Origin of the sequence: Mesorhizobium sp. B2-4-2, from assembly GCF_006442845.1 — a bacterium.
Taxonomy (GTDB): Bacteria; Pseudomonadota; Alphaproteobacteria; order Rhizobiales; family Rhizobiaceae; genus Mesorhizobium.
Genome location: NZ_VFVM01000017.1, coordinates 42,182 through 58,675, shown reverse-complemented (window position 1 = coordinate 58,675; position 16,494 = coordinate 42,182). Strand labels below are relative to the sequence as shown.

The window sequence follows — 16,494 nt, the reverse complement described above, 5'->3', positions numbered from 1 at the left end:
AGCAACTTCCTATGCTTAAACCCCTGAGCGGTTCAGCGCCCGATGGGCATCCATACTCCGCTCCAGATCCTTGTTCCACGCAATTCCGGACGGAGAATCGTCACGCAGCTTTCGTGGACTTGCCTTAGCCGGCGCGACGCATGCGCGCGGCGAAAAAGCCGTCGAGACCGGAACGTTGCGGCGAGCCGAGATCGAGGTCGGCAGGTGTGGTGCGCAGCGTGCCTTCCTGCGTCAGGAAGGGATCGATGCCGATGATCTCGCCGGCGCGAAGCGGGTCGGCAACGACGCCAGGCGTCGCGGCGAGGAAGCCACGATAAAGCTCCTCGCCTTCGAGTGGGTCGAGCGAACAGTTCGAAAAGACGATCCTTCCGCCCGGCTTAACCAGGGTGACGGCGCGCGCGAGCAGCCGGCGCTGGAGATCGGCGAGCTTCTCGACATCAGCCACAGTCTTGGTCCATGGCACGTCGGGATGCCGCCGCACTGTGCCGGTCGAGGAGCAGGGCGCGTCGAGGAGGACGGCGTCGAACAGCTCGTCCGGCTCGTACTGGAGGAGGTCGGCCTGCACGATATCCGCCGACAGGCGGAGGCGTTCGAGATTCTGCGCCAGCCGCGCCAGCCGGTTCTTCGAGGTGTCGATCGCGGTGACGCGTGCGCCGGCCACGATCAATTGGGCGGTCTTGCCGCCGGGCGCGGCGCAGAGATCGGCGACGCGAAGCCCGCCGACATCACCGAGCAACCGGGCAGGCAGGCCGGCTGCGGCATCCTGGACCCACCAGGCGCCTTCGGCGAAGCCAGGCAGTTCGGTGACCGGGCCGGCAAGCTTCTCCACCCGAATCGTGCCGGTCGGCAGGGCAATGCCGCCGAGCCTTTCGGCCCAGTGCTCCGGATCGGCCTTGACCGAGAAATCGACCGGGGCCTCCTGGCGGTGGGCGGCGAGTATCCGTCCGGCCTCGTCCACGCCATAGGCGGCCTTCAAACGGTCGGAAAACCATTTCGGCGCTTCGTCGGTGGTAGCAAGGGCCTCTGGAAGTTCAGCCTCCTTGATCCGCGCGAGCGTGCGCAGCACACCGTTGACCAGGCCGGCAAAGCGCAATGTGCGGGGATCGGACTTGGCATGGGTGACGGCGAGGTCGACCGCGGCGCTGTCTGGAATGTCGAGGAACAGGATCTGCGCGGCCGCCACATGCAAAATATGCGACAGCGCGGTGGCATTGGCCGGCAGCGGTTTTTCCAGACGCCGCGCCAGCAACCCGGCAATGGTCATGCGATAGCGCAGCGCGGTGACCAGAATGGCGCGCACAAGACCGCGATCGCGCAGGTCTAGCGCCTTGTATTGCGGATGGCCGTTTTCATGGTCGGTCAGGCCGTCGAGCGGCGTCCTCGCATCGATGACGGCTGCCAGCAGGCGCGCCGCCGCCTTGCGGGCGGCAAGGCCGGCAACGAACTCGCCGTCCTTTTTGTCTTCCTGACCACCTGTGTGTCGAGGTGCTCTGCCCGCCACGCTCACGACCACGGGCCCTTGGGCCCGGTCGGATTGCGACCCCATGGATTGGATTTGGGCTCTGCCGGCGGTTCCGGCGCGGCCGGCTTGCCCCACGGTCCTGCCGATTGCGGCTCGTCGGCCTGCGGCGGCACTGGCGCCTGGCGCTGCGGGGACCGCGATACACCACCGTCCATGCGCTGCGCCATCGCTTGCAGCGCGGCGATGCGGTTCTCGGTGCTCGGGTGGGTGGAGAACAGACTGTCCATGCGCTCGCCGTGCAGCGGGTTGATGATGAAGAGATGAGCCATCGCCGGGTTACGCTCGGCATCCGGATTGGGTATGCGTTCGGCGCCCCGGGCGATCTTGTCAAGCGCCGAGGCCAGCCACAGCGGGTGTCCACAGATTTCAGCGCCACGCCGGTCGGCCTCGTATTCGCGGGTGCGGCTGACCGCCATCTGCACGATCATCGCCGCAAAGGGCGCCACGATCATCGCCGCCAGCACGCTGACAAAACCGAACGGGCTGTTGTTGTCGCGGTTGCCGCCGAGGAAGAAGGCGAAATTGCCAAGCATCGAGATGGCGCCGGCGAAGGTGGCGACAATCGTCATGGTCAAGGTGTCGCGGTGCTGGACGTGGGCGAGCTCGTGCGCCATCACCGCGGCCACTTCCTCATGCGTCAGCCGTTGCAAAAGGCCGGTGGAAGCGGCGACAGCCGCGTTCTGAGGGTTGCGGCCGGTGGCGAAGGCGTTGGGCTGCGGATTGTCGATCAGGTAGGTCCTGGGCATCGGCAGGCCTGCCTGCTTGGCCAGTGCCTGCACGATGGCGTAATATTCGGGCGCGTTCTTCTCGTCGACCTCGACGGCGCGGTTCATCGACAGCACCATCTTGTCGGCGTTCCAATAGCTGAACAGATTGGTGGCGGCGGCGATCAGGAAGGCGATCATCATGCCGCCCGTGCCGCCGATCAGGAAGCCGACGCCCATGAACAGCGCGGTCATCGCGGCAAGAAGCATGGCGGTGCGAAGTGTGTTCATCGTCTGCTCCCGTCCTGGTCGTGATGTAAGAGGGTCGATCCTCGTGGGCTCATCGCTATATGATGGGAAACGCCGGTACCCGTTTCAATCGGCCTGTTTCAATCCGCCGGAATATCGCATGAACGACGAGACCAGTAAAACACCTGCCACTGATGACGAAGCGCGGCTGAAGACGCTGACGCCCGCCGCCCGCCGCGCGCTTGAAGAGGCCGCGGCGCGGCGCGAGGACTACCGCCGCAAGGAAGCCGCGGTGCCGAAGGAAGTCGGCGGCCGCGGCGGCAAGGAGCCCGGCCGCTACGGCGACTGGGAGATCAAGGGCCTGACCAGCGATTTCTAATATGCCGGCCCAGCAAACAGCTAATTTGCTGGCAATCGGGTGTTTGATTGTCGCCAGAGCCTAGAAGGCCGCTGCCGCCGCTGGCTGCGGCTGGAGCGCGATCCAGCCGCGCTCGTCGACGGTGACGCCGATGGCGTCGTAGCCAGCGATCGCGGCATGCCGCGTCGCCAGGGGATGCCGGTGGGTGGCGTTTATGACCATGACCGCTGCGCCCGCCGCCTCGGCCGCCGTGATGCCCGCCGGGGCATCCTCGAACACGAGGCAATCGCGCGCATCGACACCGAGCCGCGTCGCGCCGAGCTGAAAGCAGTCGGGCGCCGGCTTGCCGCGTGAAACATCTTCCGCCGCGATCAGCACGGCAGGGACGGGGATGCCGGCGGCCTTCATGCGCAAGAGCGCCAGTTCGCGCGGTGCCGAGGTTACGATCGCCCAGCGCCCCGGCGGGAGCGCGTTGAGAAACGCGGCGGCGCTGGCGATCTGAACAATGCCCTCCAGATCGGCGGCTTCGGCCTTGAGCAAGAGGTCGGCCTCATGCGCCGGATCGACGCCCGGGAGCGCCAGACCGGCGATCGTCTCGATCGCCCGCACGCCATGGATCGTCGGCAGGAAGGCGGCGACGTCGAGCCCTTGCCGCCGCGCCCAGTCGCTCCACACCCGTTCGGCCGAGGCAATGGAATTGATGAGCGTGCCGTCCATGTCGAAGAGGAAGGCGGCGAATTTTCTGCCTGCGTACATGATTTTCCTTGATTTCGGGGAGGTCTTTCGAGGGAGCGCCGATGGTAACGTCCCGGCGCCGGCATTGGAAGCCGCGTGGCCACCTTTTCGGCCAGTCCCCTTTTCCGCAAGTCAGGGAACCGCGATCCGCCTCCGGCGTTTCAACTTCGCTGCTTTTCCACGACCATCGAAGGGGGACGCGATGCTGATTCGGCTCGGCTACGAAATGGCCATTGAATGCGCTGGAGCCACGCCGGTGATTTCAATGCTCGAGATCCACAGGGACAGGCAGGCCGACATCAAGCGGCAGACGCGCATGCTGACGTCGCCCGCGGTTCCGACCAGGCTCTACAGCGATTTGCATGGCAATTCGTGCCGCCGCTTTACCGCACCCGCCGGCACTTTTCGCATCCTCTACGATGCCGTGGTCGAGGACAGCGGCGAGACGGACGAGGTCAACACGCTGGCACGCGAGGTGCCGGTGGCAGAGCTGCCCGACGAGGTGCTGTTTTATCTGCTGGGCAGCCGCTATTGCGAGACCGATCACCTGAGCCAGCTCGCCTGGGAGCTTTTCGGCCGTTTGCCGTCCGGCTGGGCGAGGGTGCAGGCGATCGTCGATTACGTCCACAACCGGCTGTCCTTCGGCTATGGCTATGCCCGCTCGACCCGCACCGCGGCGCAGGCGCATGAGGAGCAGGTCGGCGTCTGCCGAGACTTCGCCCATCTGGCGATCACGCTCTGCCGCTGCATGAACATTCCGGCACGCTATGTGAATGGCTATCTCGGCGACATCGGCGTGCCGGCCGATCCGGCGCCGATGGATTTCTCGGCCTGGATGGAAGTGTTTCTCGACGGCAAGTGGTACACGTTCGACCCCCGCCACAATGTTCCGAGGATCGGCCGCATCGTCATCGCGCGCGGACGCGATGCCACCGACGTGCCGTTGCTGCACAGTTTCGGGCCGCACCGGCTCAGCCTGTTCAAGGTATGGACCTACGAACAGGAGAACAATCTGTTCAACCCGCCCTACCACGCCATCGACAGGACGGTCACCGCGCAGATGCTGGCCTGATCCGGGTTTCCATGCATCCCCATACTGCCTCGCTCTGGCACAGGTGCCGCTGTGCCGCGGCGGGACACGGCCGCGCGCCCTGTGCCGCGACATGCAGGATCTTGGTAAGCGCTTCGTAAATGCCGCGCGAACGCAGCATTGGCGTTTACCGGCCATTCACCTTTCCATCCTTGAAAGCGAAGTAAAAACAAGAGTCTAGTCCCTGGTGCGCGGCCGCTGGCCGCGCCCGGCCGGAATCCTGCATCGATCCGCCCGGCGACGAGGCCGGGGCGAGCGGAGAGAGAACGATGCGGATTTTCGGGGGTCTTGTGGACGCGGCCGGCGACTTTGCCAGGCACCGCGGCGGGAATTTCGCCATCCTGTTCGGATTCGCCGCCTCGGTCTTGGTGCTGGGCGTCGGCTTCGCCGTCAACATCACCCAGCTCTACAACGCCAAATCGAGCCTGCAGAGCGTGGTCGACGCCGCGGTGACGTCGACGGCGCGGGACCTGACGACCGGCGTCATCAAGGAGGCCGATGCCAACAAATCGGTGCAGGCCTTCCTCGACGCCAACAGCACGGCCGGCATCCTGCAGGCCAACCAGATCGTGCTCGACAGGCTGACGGTCGACAGGACCGCCAGGACGGTGCAGGCGGAGGCCCATGCCGACGTCGCCTTCTATTTCCCGCTGTTCGGCACGCGCGACATGCAGCGCGTTCCCGCCTCGACGACAGCGCTCTATTCGGACAAGCAGATCGAGGTGGCCATGATGCTCGACATAACAGGCTCGATGGCGAAGCGGGGCAAGGTCGACAAGATCGGCGATCTGAAAGCAGCAGCGAAAAACGCCGTTCGGACGATGCTCCGGAACCAGGATCCGAAGAACCCCCGCATCCGCGTCGCGATTGTGCCTTACGCCTCCGGCGTGAACGCCGGCAAGCTGGCCGAAAACGTCTATGCCGAGAAGCCGGCGAGCTCTGAGCTGCCACCCGTGGCCGGCAGTTCGCTTCTCGTCGCCAAGACGGGCAAAACTCTTCTGCCGTCCTTCAGCGACTACATTTCCATTGTTGGCGCGGCGATGCCACGCCCCGATAATTGCGCCACGGAGCGCAAGGACAAAAACGGCGATGCGGATTTGACTGCCGACGGCCCAGATACGGTTCGCACGGACAAGAACGGCAAGAAGTACTACGCCCTGGTCAACCGGGATGATCATCTCGATGGCGGCGGAATGAACAAGTGCCCCGATGCGGAAGTGATCCCGCTGACCGCCGATTCCGGCGCATTGCTTGATTCGATCGACGACTTCCAGGCTGACGGTTATACCGCCGGCGCGATCGCCATTCAGTGGACCTACTATATGCTGTCGCCGCAATGGCGCGCTGCGATCAAGAATGCCGGCCTCGGCAACGGCGCCTCGGACGTCAACGCGAAGAAGATCGCCAAGGTCGCGATCCTGATGACCGATGGCCAGTTCAATACCGCCTTCGCCGGTGCCGGGGGCCGCTACAACAGCCAGGGCAATCTTGCGCGCGGCAACGCCGAAACGCTGTGCGGCAACATGAAAAATGACGGCATCGAGATTTTCACCATCGGCTTCGACCTGAACAACAAGGACATGTCGGCAACCGAGCGGGATCAGGCAAAGGCGGTGCTGAAGGACTGTTCGTCGAAAGATGCCTCCGCCGCTCAAAAACATTATTTCGAGGTGTCGACCGGGGTGGAACTCGACGCCGCCTTTCAGGAAATCATCCGCAACACCGAAAAGGTCGCGCTGACGCAGTAGGCCGCACAAGGAAAAGGCCGCCGCTTCTTTCGAAGCCGGCGGCCTTCCGTGTTTCCGTCCATGGCGCGGCTCCTGGCGGCAACCCGAGGGGTCGCCCGCCGCGCATCTCGCGCCTTAACGGGAAGACTGCTTCCCGAAAGTGCAATCCGCTGAGGCCACGTTCTGGAAAACGAAATCACTCGACATCGGATCACCTCCTTTCAGTTTGTTGAACACGCACTGATGATGGGGTGCGTTGCAGCAAAAGACAAGACGCCGGATGGAAAAAGTCGTTTTTCCGGCTTGGCCGCGTCCTTTCGTGCAATCGGGTTGCGGCCAGGGGTTCAAGCGGACAAGATCGGCCTACCGAATGCAGTGGGGGACGGCATGGACGCTACCGAAAGAGCAGCACGCATCGTTCGCACGGTCGTCCAGGCGTTGAAGCCGGGCTTTGCCGTCAGGCTTTGGACCGGCGAGCGCATCGGTCCGGCCGGCGGCCCGGTGCTTGCCATCAACGACCAGGACATCGTCTGGCAACTGGCCCGCCGGCCAAATTTCTCGACGCTGGTCGAGATGTGGATTTCCAAGGCGGTCGATGTGGAGGAGGGGTCGCTGTTTGACCTCTATGCGCTGCCTTCACAAGGCAAGCTGCGGTTCAAGGCGCTGCCGAAGCTCGCGATCATGCGCGACCTGCCGGCCGTGCTGTTCTCGCGAAGGCAGATGACGCAACGCGCCGACCTCGCCGGGCAAAATCCCTTTGTCAGCGGCTCCAACAAGCAGGCGATCCAGCATCATTACGACATATCGAACGTCTTCTACCGGCTCTTCCTCGACGAGCGCATGGTCTACAGCTGCGGGTATTTCAAGGATTTCGCCAATGACATCGACCAGGCCCAGGCCGACAAGCTCGAGCATATCTGCCGCAAGCTCCGGCTGAAGCCCGGCGACCGCCTGCTCGATATCGGCTGCGGCTGGGGCGCGATGCTGATCCATGCGGCGAAGCATCATGGCGTCGTCGGCCATGGCGTCTCGTTGTCGGAGGCCCAGACCGGACTCGCCCGCGAACGCATTCGGGCCGAGGGGCTGGAGGACCGGATCACAATCGAGATAAAATCCTATGCCGAGCTCACCGGAAGTTTCGACAAGATATCCTCGATCGGCATGTTCGAGCATCTGGGGCTGGCCAACCACGCCGCCTACTTCTCGACCGTCCATCGCCTGCTCAAGCCGGGCGGCATCTATCTGCATCATGCCATCACCAGGCGCAGCAAGGGCAGCATGAAGAAGACCTTGCGCAAGGGCTCGGAATACAAGGCGCTGATCAAATACATCTTCCCGGGTGGCGAGATCGACACGATCGGCATGACGTGCGGCAATCTGGAAGCACATGGCTTCCTCGTCCACGACGTCGAGAATCTGCGCGAGCACTACGCCCGCACCTGCCGGCTGTGGGCAGAGCGCCTGCATGCGCGCTTCGACGAGGCCATCGCCGAAGTGGGAGAAGCCAAGGCGCGGCTGTGGCTGCTTTACCTGACCGGCTGTTCGATCGCCTTCGATCGTGCCTCGGCGCAGATTTTCCAGACGGTCGCCACCAAGCGGACGCGGGGCCCGAGCGGTTTGCCGCCGACGCGGGCGGATCTTTACAGGTAGTCAGGCGAATCGCATCCCGTCGCCGACCTTGACGCTGGCCGCGCGGTCGACGGTGCAGTAGACGCCGAGATTGTGCGCGTTATGACGCACCAGATTGCGCAGGATCGCCGGGTCGTCGTCGAAACCGTCCTGGGCGATGATGGTGAAGCCGCAGCGGCGGCACGGCTCGGAAATGGTCAACAGCAGGTCGCCGACGGCGAGCTTCCTGCCGATCCATTCGGTTTCGGGGAAAGAGCCTTCGACCGCCGCCATGTCGATGACGATGTTGGGACGGAAGCGGCGCGGGTCGGGAGTGCCTTGCGGATGCAGCGCCTTCAGGCGCGCCAGGGAGGCGGTGGTCAACAGATGGATCGGCGCCTTGCGGTAGCGCGCCTCGGTCAACGGGCCGGAATAGGCCGGCGGAGCGTTCTCCAGGCCGAACGGACGGATCGAGGCCGGAAAGCCTAGATAGTCGGAAACGGCACGGTCGCTTTCGGCGCCGGGCGCCGCCAGCCAATCTGCGCCGGGAATCGCGATCTCGAGCCTGCGGTCGCCAGTCAGCCGGGTGCGGATGCGCGGCACCTTGTGCCACTTCGGCTCGCGATCGGGACGGGCGATCTCATTGTCGGAGGCATCGACCAGGCCGAACATGCGGTCGCCCTCGATGCTCTCGGTGCCGACCGCGATCGTCTCCAGGCGTTCGCCGGCGAGCGAACTCGCCGGATAGCGCCAGAGTTCGGCAACCCTGCCTATCGCGGCCATGGCCGGTGTCAGCCTTTCTTGTTCTGGCGGTTGGCGACGAGGTCGTCGACGACGGCCGGATCGGCGAGCGTCGAGGTATCGCCAAGGGCGCCGAAATCGTCCTCGGCAATCTTGCGCAGGATGCGCCGCATGATCTTGCCCGAGCGGGTCTTGGGCAGGCCGGGTGCGAACTGGATCTTGTCGGGCGTGGCAATGGCGCCGATCTCCTTGCGGACATGGGCGAGGAGCTCCTTGCGCAAGTCCTCGCTCGGCGTCTCGCCGGCCATCAGCGTGACGTAGCAGTAGATGCCCTGGCCTTTGATGTCGTGGGGATAACCGACGACGGCGGCTTCCGAAACCTTGTCGTGGCTGACCAATGCGGATTCGACCTCGGCCGTGCCCATGCGGTGGCCGGAGACGTTGATGACGTCGTCGACGCGGCCGGTGATCCAGTAATAGCCGTCGGCATCGCGGCGGCAGCCGTCGCCGGTGAAGTACTTGCCCTTGTAAGTCGAAAAATAGGTCTGCACGAAGCGGTCGTGATCGCCATAGACGGTGCGCATCTGGCCGGGCCAGGACTCGGTGATGCACAGATTGCCGTCGGCGGCTCCTTCAAGCACCTTGCCCTCGCCGTCGACCAGTTGCGGCTTGACACCGAAGAAGGGCCGCGTGGCCGAGCCGGCCTTGAGGTCGGTGGCGCCCGGCAACGGCGTGATCATGATGCCGCCGGTCTCGGTCTGCCACCAGGTGTCGACGATCGGCACCTTGGCGTTGCCGACGACGTTGAAATACCACTCCCAGGCCTCCGGATTGATCGGTTCGCCGACCGAGCCCAGCACGCGCAGCGATTTGCGCGACGCCTTTTTCACATGATTGTCGCCGGCGCCCATCAGGGCGCGCAGCGCCGTCGGCGCGGTGTAGAAGATGTTGACCTGATGCTTGTCGATGACTTCCCAGAAGCGCGACTGCGAGGGGTAGTTGGGCACGCCCTCGAACATCAGCGTGGTGGCGCCGTTGGCGAGCGGCCCGTAGACGATGTAGCTGTGGCCGGTGACCCAGCCGACATCGGCGGTGCACCAGTAGATGTCGCCATCATGATAGTCGAAGACATATTGGTGCGTCATCGAGACGTAGACGAGATAACCCGCCGTGGTGTGCAGCACGCCTTTCGGCTTGCCGGTCGAACCCGATGTATAGAGGATGAACAGCGGATCCTCCGCCTTCATCTTCTCCGGCTTGCACTCAGCCTTAACGGTCGCGGCCTCTTCGTGGTACCAGACGTCGCGGCCCGGCGCCCAGCCGATCTTGCCGCCGGTGCGGCGGACCACCACTACCTTTTCGACCCTGGCACCGGCTTTTGCCGCGATCTCGATTGCCTTGTCGGTGTTCTCCTTCAACGGGATCGGCTTGCCGCCGCGCAGGCCCTCGTCAGCGGTGATGACAATGGTCGACTTGCAATCGTCGATGCGGCCGGCGAGCGCGTCGGGCGAAAAGCCGCCGAAGACGACCGAGTGGATGGCGCCGATACGCGTGCAGGCGAGCATCGCATAGGCCGCTTCCGGGATCATGGGCATATAGAGGGTGACGCGGTCGCCCTTCTTGACGCCGTGCTTCTTCAGCACGTTGGCGAAGCGGCAGACATGCGCATAGAGCTCATTGTAGGTGATCTTGCGGTCGTCGTAGGGGTTGTCGCCTTCCCAGATGATGGCGGTCTGGTCGCCGCGCTTCTTCAGGTGGCGGTCGATGCAGTTGTAGGAAACATTGGTCTGGCCGTCCTCGAACCATTTGATGGAGACCTTGCCGTCGAAGGAGGCGTTCCTGACCTTGGAGAAGGGTTTGAACCAGTCGATGCGCTTGCCGTGCTTGCTCCAGAACCTGTCCGGATTCTTCACGCTGTCGGCGTACCATTTGAGATAGGTGTCGTTGTCGATCAGCGCATTCTTCTTCCAGGCCGGCTGAACGCGGTGGACATGAACCTCGGACATTTCCTGCTTTTCCTCCCGAAACTAACGCCGGCTTGAACCGCCAGCGGGATCGCGGCGACGCGGCCGCGAATTCGCGCGCATTATTAACAGTTCCGCGATGACGGCAACATTAGACGTTGGGTTTGCGCGGCGGGATGCCGCACATGGGTCCGCGGCTGCTGTCAGCACTTGCACCGGACCGCTGCTAACTTCATGTTTTCGCGTGCTAAAGCCGGTTTCGATCAAGAAAAAATCAATAGACGGTTAAGCAACCGCGCGCACAATCCATTGTTGGGAGGAAGGAGAATCAACCCGGGGAGCAAAAATGCGCGACCAGCTTGAAATGGACCTGATGCTGCGGGGCTATGGCCTGACTACGGCCAATATCCTTTATCATTTCCCAGACCATCCGCATCTGTTGCAGAGCTTCATATGGCAGGACTACGACATCGCGCCGAAGTTTCCGGTGCTGATCCGCTTCATCGAGTTCTGGAAGACCAAGCTCGAGGGGCCGCTGCATTCGGTCAGCTACACGCACCAGAAGCTCATCGCGCCCAACGAGTGGCGCAAGGTCGACGGCGAGTTCGTGCTGCATTAGGGGCCGCTGTCCGAGGCCGTAAGGTCGGCACTCTACGGCGCCCCCTCTGTCCTGCCGGACATCTCCCCCACGTGGGGGGAGATCGGCAGCTTTGCTAACAGCGCCATCCCTTCACGTTGGAAATTGGCGAAAGCCGAGGTGACATCCAATCTCCCCCCGTGGGGGAGATGTCCGGCAGGACAGAGGCGGGCGCCGCCCCGCTAATCTTCGGCTCTAGCGGTCGGACACGCTCAAACCGCCGGCGGGCTCAGCCGGGCGAAGGCCTCCTGGCGGCGGTAGGGAAAATAAGGGTAGGGCGCGGTGACCTCGCTTGCCGCATCGAGCTTCCCGATCTGCTCCGGCGTCAACGTCCAGCCGACGGCGCCGAGATTCTGGCGCAACTGCTCCTCGTTGCGGGCGCCGATGATGACGGACGACACGGTCGGGCGCTGCAACAGCCAGTTGATGGCGATCTGCGGCACGGTCCTGCCTGTCTCCTGCGCCACCGCATCGAGGGCCTCCATGACCCGGTAGAGATGCTCGTCCTCGACCGGCGGTCCGAAGCTCGCGGTGTCGTGCAGCCGGCTTTTGTCGGGCAATGGCTGGCCGCGACGGATCTTGCCGGTCAGGCGGCCCCAGCCGAGCGGGCTCCAGACCAGCGCGCCGACGCCCTGGTCGAGGCCGAGCGGCATCAGCTCCCATTCATAGTCGCGGCCGACCAGCGAATAGTAGACCTGATGCGCGACATAGCGCGGATAGCCGTGCCTGTCGGCCAGCCCGAGCGATTTCATCACCTGCCAGCCGGAGAAATTGGAGACCCCGACATAGCGCAATTTGCCGGCGCGCACGAGGCCGTCCAGCGTCGATAGCACTTCCTCGATCGGCGTGCCGGCATCGAAGGCGTGCAGTTGCAACAGGTCGATGTAATCGGTGCCGAGCCGCTTCAGCGCGGCGTCGACGGCCTTGATCAGCCGCGAACGCGAGGAACCATAGTCGGCCGGCCCGTCGCCCATCGGCAGCGAGGTCTTGGTCGAGATCAGCACGGCATCGCGCCGGCCCTTGATCGCCTCGCCGAGCACCTCTTCCGAGGCGCCGTTCGAATAGACATCGGCGGTGTCGAACAGATTGACGCCGGCCTCGAGGCAGATGTCGATCAGGCTCCGCGCTTCCCTGGCGTCGCTGTTGCCCCATGCGCCGAACAGCGGGCCGGAACCGCCGAAGGTTCCCGCTCCGAACGAGAGCACCGGCACCTTCAGGCCCGATGCGCCAAGATTTCGATAGTCCATTTTCTTGCTCCTTGTGATTTTGAAAGAAGTCGAATCGATCCGGCTTTGCCGGCGAGCTTCACGACCGGACGCAGACGGGCGCGCCGAGCGCGGTGCCGCGGTCGAGACGCAGGGCCAGTCCCGCCACGGCGAGTGCCGCGACCGGCAGCAGGGCGGCGATCCAGGTGAGCGAACCCAAGCCAAGACCTTGGGCAATGACCGCGCCGCCGAGCCAGGCGCCGGCGGCGTTGCCGAGGTTGAAGGCGGCGATGTTGAAGGACGAGGCGAGGCTCTGGCCAGCACCTTGGGCCTTTTCCAGCACCCACATCTGCAAAGGCGCCACGGTGGCGAAGGCGGCGGCGCCCAGCAGGCCGACATAGATCACGGCCAACACCTGGCTGTGGATAGCAAAGCTCATGGTCGCCAGAACCAGGGCGAGCACCACGAGGCTGCCGAGCACCGCCGGCACCAGCCAGCGGTCGGCGATCTTGCCGCCGGCGATATTGCCGGCGATGAGGCCGCCGCCGAAGACGAGCAGGATCGGCGAAACGGCCGCTTCCTGGAAGCCGCTGATCTCTGTCAGCAACGGGGCGATGTAGGTGAAGACGGCGAAGACGCCGGCATAGCCGAGCACGGTGATGGCGAAGCCGAGCAGGACGGGCGTACGGCGCAGCACGGCGAGATCGGCGCGCAGGTCGCTCTTCTCGGGAGCTGTCCGATTGCGCGGCACCAATGCCAGGATGACGGCAAAGGCCGCGAGACCGACCGCGGTCACCGCCCAGAAGGTGGCGCGCCAGCCGAAAGCCTGGCCCAGCCAGGTGCCGAAGGGAACGCCGAGAATGTTGGCGATGGTCAGGCCGGTGAACATGAGCGCGATCGCCGACGCCTTCTTGTTGGGAGCGACGAGTCCGGTGGCGACCACCGAGCCGACGCCGAAGAAGGTGCCATGGGCAAAGGCGGTGATGACGCGCGCGCCCATCAATGTCCAATAATCAGGCGCCAGCGCACAGGCCAGGTTGCCAATGGTGAAGATCGCCATCAGCGCCAGAAGCACCGTCTTGCGCGGCCAGTTGCCGGTGGCGATCGTCAGCAGAGGTGCTCCGATGACGACGCCCAGCGCATAGCCGGAAATCAGTTGGCCGGCGGCCGAGATCGAGACGCCGAGATCTTTGCTGACGTCGATGAGCAGGCCCATGATGACGAATTCGGTGACGCCGATGCCGAAGGCGCCGGCGGCGAGAGCATAGAGAGCGAGAGGCATGATGTTTCCACTTCGGCGGTGACGGGCGCCCTGTCCAGGCCGCGCCCCGACCGGGAAGATCGTGTGGCCATGCGATGTGAACCAGACTTGCTCCAGGCATACTTTCTGTGAAATAGATTCACAGATGGCGAGATCCGACATCAATCGTTCCGGCGAGATCGAAGTGTTTGTGCGCGTCGTCGAGGCGGGCAGCTTTTCGGCGGCGGCACGTGCCTTGCGCATGACCCCGTCCGCGGTGAGCAAATTGATCGCGCGGCTGGAGACCAGGCTCGGCGCGCGGCTGGTCACCCGCTCGACGCGCAAGCTGCAACTGACGCCGGAAGGCACTGCTTTCTACGACAGCGGCATGCGCATCCTCGCCGACATGGACGCGGCCGAGCGCGAGGCGGCCGCCGGGGCGGCGCCGCGCGGCCGGTTGAGGGTCAACAGCTACGTGCCGTTCGGCCACCACCGGCTGATGTCGCTGCTGCCTCGGTTTCTGGAGCGTTATCCCGAGATTTCCGTCGACGCCGTGCTGACAGACAGCGTGATCGACCTTCTGGAGGAGCGCGCCGATGTGGCGATACGCGCCGGGCCCTTGCGCGAGTCACGGCTGGTAGCGCGCAAACTGGGGCAGAGCCGGATGGTGCTGGTCGCGGCACCCTCCTATGTCGAAGCGCGTGGGACGCCGCGCACGCTGGCCGATCTCGGGCGTCACAATATGCTGGCCTTCGGCTTTGCGCGGCATATAGACGGCTGGCCTTTTGTCGATGCGGCAGGTGCGCCGGTCATCGTCCCGGTTGTCGGAAACGCAACGCTGACCGACGGCGAGGCGATGCGGCGGATCGCGCTGGCGGGAGGCGGAATCGCTAGGCTGGCGCGCTGGCATGTCCAGCCGGACATCGACGCCGGGGCATTCGTCCCGTTGCTGGAGGAATTCAACCCAGGCGACGAGGAGGCCACCCATGCCGTCTATGTCGGCCAGGGCAAGCATCTGCCTGCGCGGGTGCGGGCTTTTCTCGATTTTCTCTCGGAGGCCGTTCGCCTCTAGAGCAGTTCACCGTTTCGTGGAAACGGCGAACCGCTCTAACTCTTTGTTTTGACGCAATTCTGGACAGAAAACCGCACACACTTTTCTTGGAATTGCTCTAACTGAGAAGCCGCGTACCTAAGGCACGCGGCTTCGAAGCAAGCTCGAAAAGCGATCAGGCCTTCGGCACGAACGGCGCCGGCCGCCGGCCGGCCGCCTGCCGCTCCAGCATCCAGCCGGGATATTCGGCCGGCAGCGCGCTCACCTCGTCCAGTCTGGCGAGATCATCGGTATCAAGTTTGAGGTTCGTGGCGGCAAGGTTCTGTTCGAGCTGATCCATGCGGCTGGCGCCGATGATCACGCTCATCACGAAGGGCTTGGCCAGGACATAGCCTAGTGCCACGGTAGCGACGCTGACGTCATGCTTTTTGGCGATCTCGCGCATGACCGCGACCGCCGCCCAGGCGCGGTCCTCGTTGACCGGTGGGAAGTTGAAGGAGGCGCGGCGGCCCTCGCCATTGCCGGGCGCACCAGGGCCGTATTTGCCGGACAGCAGTCCGCCGGCCATCGGCGACCAGACCATAAGACCGAGCTTCTCCTCGTTGATCAGCGGCACGATCTCGCGCTCGAGATCACGACCGGCGATCGAGTAATAGGACTGGATGGTCTCGAAGCGGGCAAAGCCCTTGCGGTCGGCTATGCCAAGCGCCTTGGCGATGCGCCAGGCCTGCCAGTTGGATACGCCGACATAGCGGACCTTGCCGCTGGCGACGAGATCGTCCAGTGCCCTGAGCGTCTCATCGATCGGCGTCACCGCGTCGGTTCCGTGCAACTGATAGAGATCGATGTGATCGAGCTGCAGCCGTTCCAGGCTGGCATCGACCGAGTCCATGATGTGGCCGCGCGAGGAGCCGCGCTGGTTCGGGCCCTCGCCCATGGCGCCGTGAACCTTGGTGGCGACGACCACGCTCGACCTGTCAACGCCGAGATCCCTGAGCGACTGGCCGAGCAGGCGCTCGGATTCGCCGAAGGAATAGACATCGGCCGTGTCGAAGAAATTGACCCCGGCGGCGAGCGAGCGGCCGACGATCTCGTTGACGCCTTTCTGGTCGAGACTGGCGATCAGGCCCCATTGGGCATTCTGGCCGGCTGCACCGAAGGTCATGGTGCCGAGGCAGAGTTCGGAGACGAACATCCCCGTATTTCCAAGCTGGTTGTAATGCATGGCGAAAGCTCCAGAGATTTGTGATGACACAGATCAAATAGGAACGGTACGTTTCGTTTCCAGCGCTGGCGTAATCAGCCGGTAGAACTGGACCATCTTGCCGGTGACAGAAACTTGTCAGAGATGGACCGCTCGGATCATTGTGTTCGGGCGGCGATTGACCTCCTCGACAAATTCGTCATCCCAGACGAGGACGGAGAGAAGATATTGCGCAAGGGAGGGCTTTGCGCCAACCCACCGTTCGTAGTCCTCAACCGCTAGCACCACGGCAGATGGCTGCCCTCGCACCGTAATGGTTTGCGGCCCTTTTTCGCGCGACTGTCTTACCAGCTTCGAGAGGTTGTTTCTTGCGTCCCGCAGCTGCCAGCTCAAGAAGACTACTCCTCGCTTGACTCGCAAGATGTGTTCAGTCCGTCTGTGTATCACAGGCTTAGAACT

Annotated in this window: 15 protein-coding genes; 6 read left to right on the top strand and 9 right to left on the bottom strand. The window is 64.0% G+C overall.

Translation table 11 applies throughout. The features are described from left to right. Nucleotides 1–124: 124 nt before the first annotated feature. Nucleotides 125–1,507, bottom strand: coding sequence for an RsmB/NOP family class I SAM-dependent RNA methyltransferase (locus FJ942_RS26595; RefSeq protein ID WP_224704319.1), 1,383 nt, complete (start codon nucleotides 1,505–1,507; stop codon nucleotides 125–127). After that, on the bottom strand, nucleotides 1,504–2,517 hold the full coding sequence (htpX, locus tag FJ942_RS26590; protein WP_140739087.1) for a zinc metalloprotease HtpX: 1,014 nt from the start codon (nucleotides 2,515–2,517) through the stop codon (nucleotides 1,504–1,506). The genes FJ942_RS26595 and htpX overlap by 4 nt, the downstream gene beginning before the upstream one ends. 118 nt (nucleotides 2,518–2,635) lie before the next feature. Between htpX and FJ942_RS26585 the strand changes: the two genes are divergently transcribed. Next, nucleotides 2,636–2,854: a DUF1674 domain-containing protein gene (locus FJ942_RS26585; protein ID WP_140518225.1), complete on the top strand. Its 219-nt coding sequence runs from the start codon at nucleotides 2,636–2,638 to the stop codon at nucleotides 2,852–2,854. A 60-nt stretch (nucleotides 2,855–2,914) separates the two neighbouring features. Here FJ942_RS26585 and FJ942_RS26580 read toward each other — a convergent pair whose 3' ends face one another. After that, the gene (locus FJ942_RS26580; RefSeq protein WP_140662791.1) at nucleotides 2,915–3,589 is read right to left on the bottom strand and encodes an HAD-IA family hydrolase; all 675 of its coding nucleotides are present in this window, start codon (nucleotides 3,587–3,589) and stop codon (nucleotides 2,915–2,917) included. A 181-nt stretch (nucleotides 3,590–3,770) separates the two neighbouring features. Here FJ942_RS26580 and FJ942_RS26575 point away from each other — a divergent pair, with 181 nt between their 5' ends. The 3 genes from FJ942_RS26575 (at nucleotide 3,771) to FJ942_RS26565 (ending at nucleotide 8,035) form a co-directional block, all read left to right on the top strand. Next, nucleotides 3,771–4,640, top strand: coding sequence for a transglutaminase family protein (locus tag FJ942_RS26575; RefSeq protein ID WP_140524987.1), 870 nt, complete (start codon nucleotides 3,771–3,773; stop codon nucleotides 4,638–4,640). 287 nt (nucleotides 4,641–4,927) lie between these two features. Beyond that, nucleotides 4,928–6,406, top strand: coding sequence for a TadE/TadG family type IV pilus assembly protein (locus FJ942_RS26570; RefSeq protein ID WP_140580150.1), 1,479 nt, complete (start codon nucleotides 4,928–4,930; stop codon nucleotides 6,404–6,406). A gap of 366 nt (nucleotides 6,407–6,772) precedes the next feature. Then, nucleotides 6,773–8,035: a cyclopropane-fatty-acyl-phospholipid synthase family protein gene (locus FJ942_RS26565; RefSeq protein ID WP_140899468.1), complete on the top strand. Its 1,263-nt coding sequence runs from the start codon at nucleotides 6,773–6,775 to the stop codon at nucleotides 8,033–8,035. Here the strand turns inward: FJ942_RS26565 and FJ942_RS26560 are convergent, their stop codons facing one another. Together FJ942_RS26560 and acs are read right to left on the bottom strand one after the other, a co-directional pair. Beyond that, nucleotides 8,036–8,776 carry an MOSC domain-containing protein gene (locus FJ942_RS26560; protein ID WP_140899466.1) on the bottom strand — a complete coding sequence of 247 codons (741 nt, stop codon included), beginning with the start codon at nucleotides 8,774–8,776 and terminating at the stop codon, nucleotides 8,036–8,038. 8 nt (nucleotides 8,777–8,784) lie between these two features. Continuing rightward, nucleotides 8,785–10,740 (bottom strand): acetate--CoA ligase, encoded by a 1,956-nt coding sequence (gene acs / locus FJ942_RS26555; protein ID WP_140899464.1) that lies wholly within the window; start codon nucleotides 10,738–10,740, stop codon nucleotides 8,785–8,787. A gap of 304 nt (nucleotides 10,741–11,044) precedes the next feature. Here acs and FJ942_RS26550 point away from each other — a divergent pair, with 304 nt between their 5' ends. Next, entirely contained in the window at nucleotides 11,045–11,317 is a 273-nt protein-coding gene (locus tag FJ942_RS26550; protein ID WP_140492921.1) for an usg protein, read from the top strand. Nucleotides 11,318–11,547: 230 nt separating this feature from the next. Here the strand turns inward: FJ942_RS26550 and FJ942_RS26545 are convergent, their stop codons facing one another. Next, nucleotides 11,548–12,582: an aldo/keto reductase gene (locus FJ942_RS26545; protein ID WP_140816326.1), complete on the bottom strand. Its 1,035-nt coding sequence runs from the start codon at nucleotides 12,580–12,582 to the stop codon at nucleotides 11,548–11,550. 58 nt (nucleotides 12,583–12,640) lie between these two features. Further along, complete coding sequence (locus FJ942_RS26540; protein WP_140899462.1) at nucleotides 12,641–13,822, bottom strand: MFS transporter; 1,182 nt, start codon at nucleotides 13,820–13,822, stop codon at nucleotides 12,641–12,643. A 124-nt stretch (nucleotides 13,823–13,946) separates the two neighbouring features. Here FJ942_RS26540 and FJ942_RS26535 point away from each other — a divergent pair, with 124 nt between their 5' ends. Further along, the gene (locus FJ942_RS26535; RefSeq protein ID WP_140899460.1) at nucleotides 13,947–14,852 is read left to right on the top strand and encodes a LysR family transcriptional regulator; all 906 of its coding nucleotides are present in this window, start codon (nucleotides 13,947–13,949) and stop codon (nucleotides 14,850–14,852) included. 154 nt (nucleotides 14,853–15,006) lie between these two features. Here FJ942_RS26535 and FJ942_RS26530 read toward each other — a convergent pair whose 3' ends face one another. After that, complete coding sequence (locus FJ942_RS26530; RefSeq protein ID WP_140492934.1) at nucleotides 15,007–16,056, bottom strand: aldo/keto reductase; 1,050 nt, start codon at nucleotides 16,054–16,056, stop codon at nucleotides 15,007–15,009. A gap of 117 nt (nucleotides 16,057–16,173) precedes the next feature. After that, nucleotides 16,174–16,428, bottom strand: coding sequence for a type II toxin-antitoxin system Phd/YefM family antitoxin (locus FJ942_RS26525; RefSeq protein ID WP_140492937.1), 255 nt, complete (start codon nucleotides 16,426–16,428; stop codon nucleotides 16,174–16,176). Between the last annotated feature and the right edge of the window lie 66 nt (nucleotides 16,429–16,494).

Excerpts from the sequence above, each read along its gene's own strand:
- FJ942_RS26580 (WP_140662791.1), bottom strand. The coding sequence starts at position 3,589 with ATGTACGCAGGCAGAAAATTCGCCGCCTTCCTCTTCGACATGGACGGC.
- FJ942_RS26565 (WP_140899468.1), top strand. The coding sequence starts at position 6,773 with ATGGACGCTACCGAAAGAGCAGCACGCATCGTTCGCACGGTCGTCCAG.
- FJ942_RS26540 (WP_140899462.1), bottom strand. The coding sequence starts at position 13,822 with ATGCCTCTCGCTCTCTATGCTCTCGCCGCCGGCGCCTTCGGCATCGGC.
- FJ942_RS26535 (WP_140899460.1), top strand. The coding sequence starts at position 13,947 with ATGGCGAGATCCGACATCAATCGTTCCGGCGAGATCGAAGTGTTTGTG.
- FJ942_RS26560 (WP_140899466.1), bottom strand. The coding sequence starts at position 8,776 with ATGGCCGCGATAGGCAGGGTTGCCGAACTCTGGCGCTATCCGGCGAGT.
- acs (WP_140899464.1), bottom strand. The coding sequence starts at position 10,740 with ATGTCCGAGGTTCATGTCCACCGCGTTCAGCCGGCCTGGAAGAAGAAT.
- FJ942_RS26530 (WP_140492934.1), bottom strand. The coding sequence starts at position 16,056 with ATGCATTACAACCAGCTTGGAAATACGGGGATGTTCGTCTCCGAACTC.
- FJ942_RS26585 (WP_140518225.1), top strand. The coding sequence starts at position 2,636 with ATGAACGACGAGACCAGTAAAACACCTGCCACTGATGACGAAGCGCGG.
- FJ942_RS26550 (WP_140492921.1), top strand. The coding sequence starts at position 11,045 with ATGCGCGACCAGCTTGAAATGGACCTGATGCTGCGGGGCTATGGCCTG.
- FJ942_RS26545 (WP_140816326.1), bottom strand. The coding sequence starts at position 12,582 with ATGGACTATCGAAATCTTGGCGCATCGGGCCTGAAGGTGCCGGTGCTC.
- htpX (WP_140739087.1), bottom strand. The coding sequence starts at position 2,517 with ATGAACACACTTCGCACCGCCATGCTTCTTGCCGCGATGACCGCGCTG.
- FJ942_RS26570 (WP_140580150.1), top strand. The coding sequence starts at position 4,928 with ATGCGGATTTTCGGGGGTCTTGTGGACGCGGCCGGCGACTTTGCCAGG.
- FJ942_RS26575 (WP_140524987.1), top strand. The coding sequence starts at position 3,771 with ATGCTGATTCGGCTCGGCTACGAAATGGCCATTGAATGCGCTGGAGCC.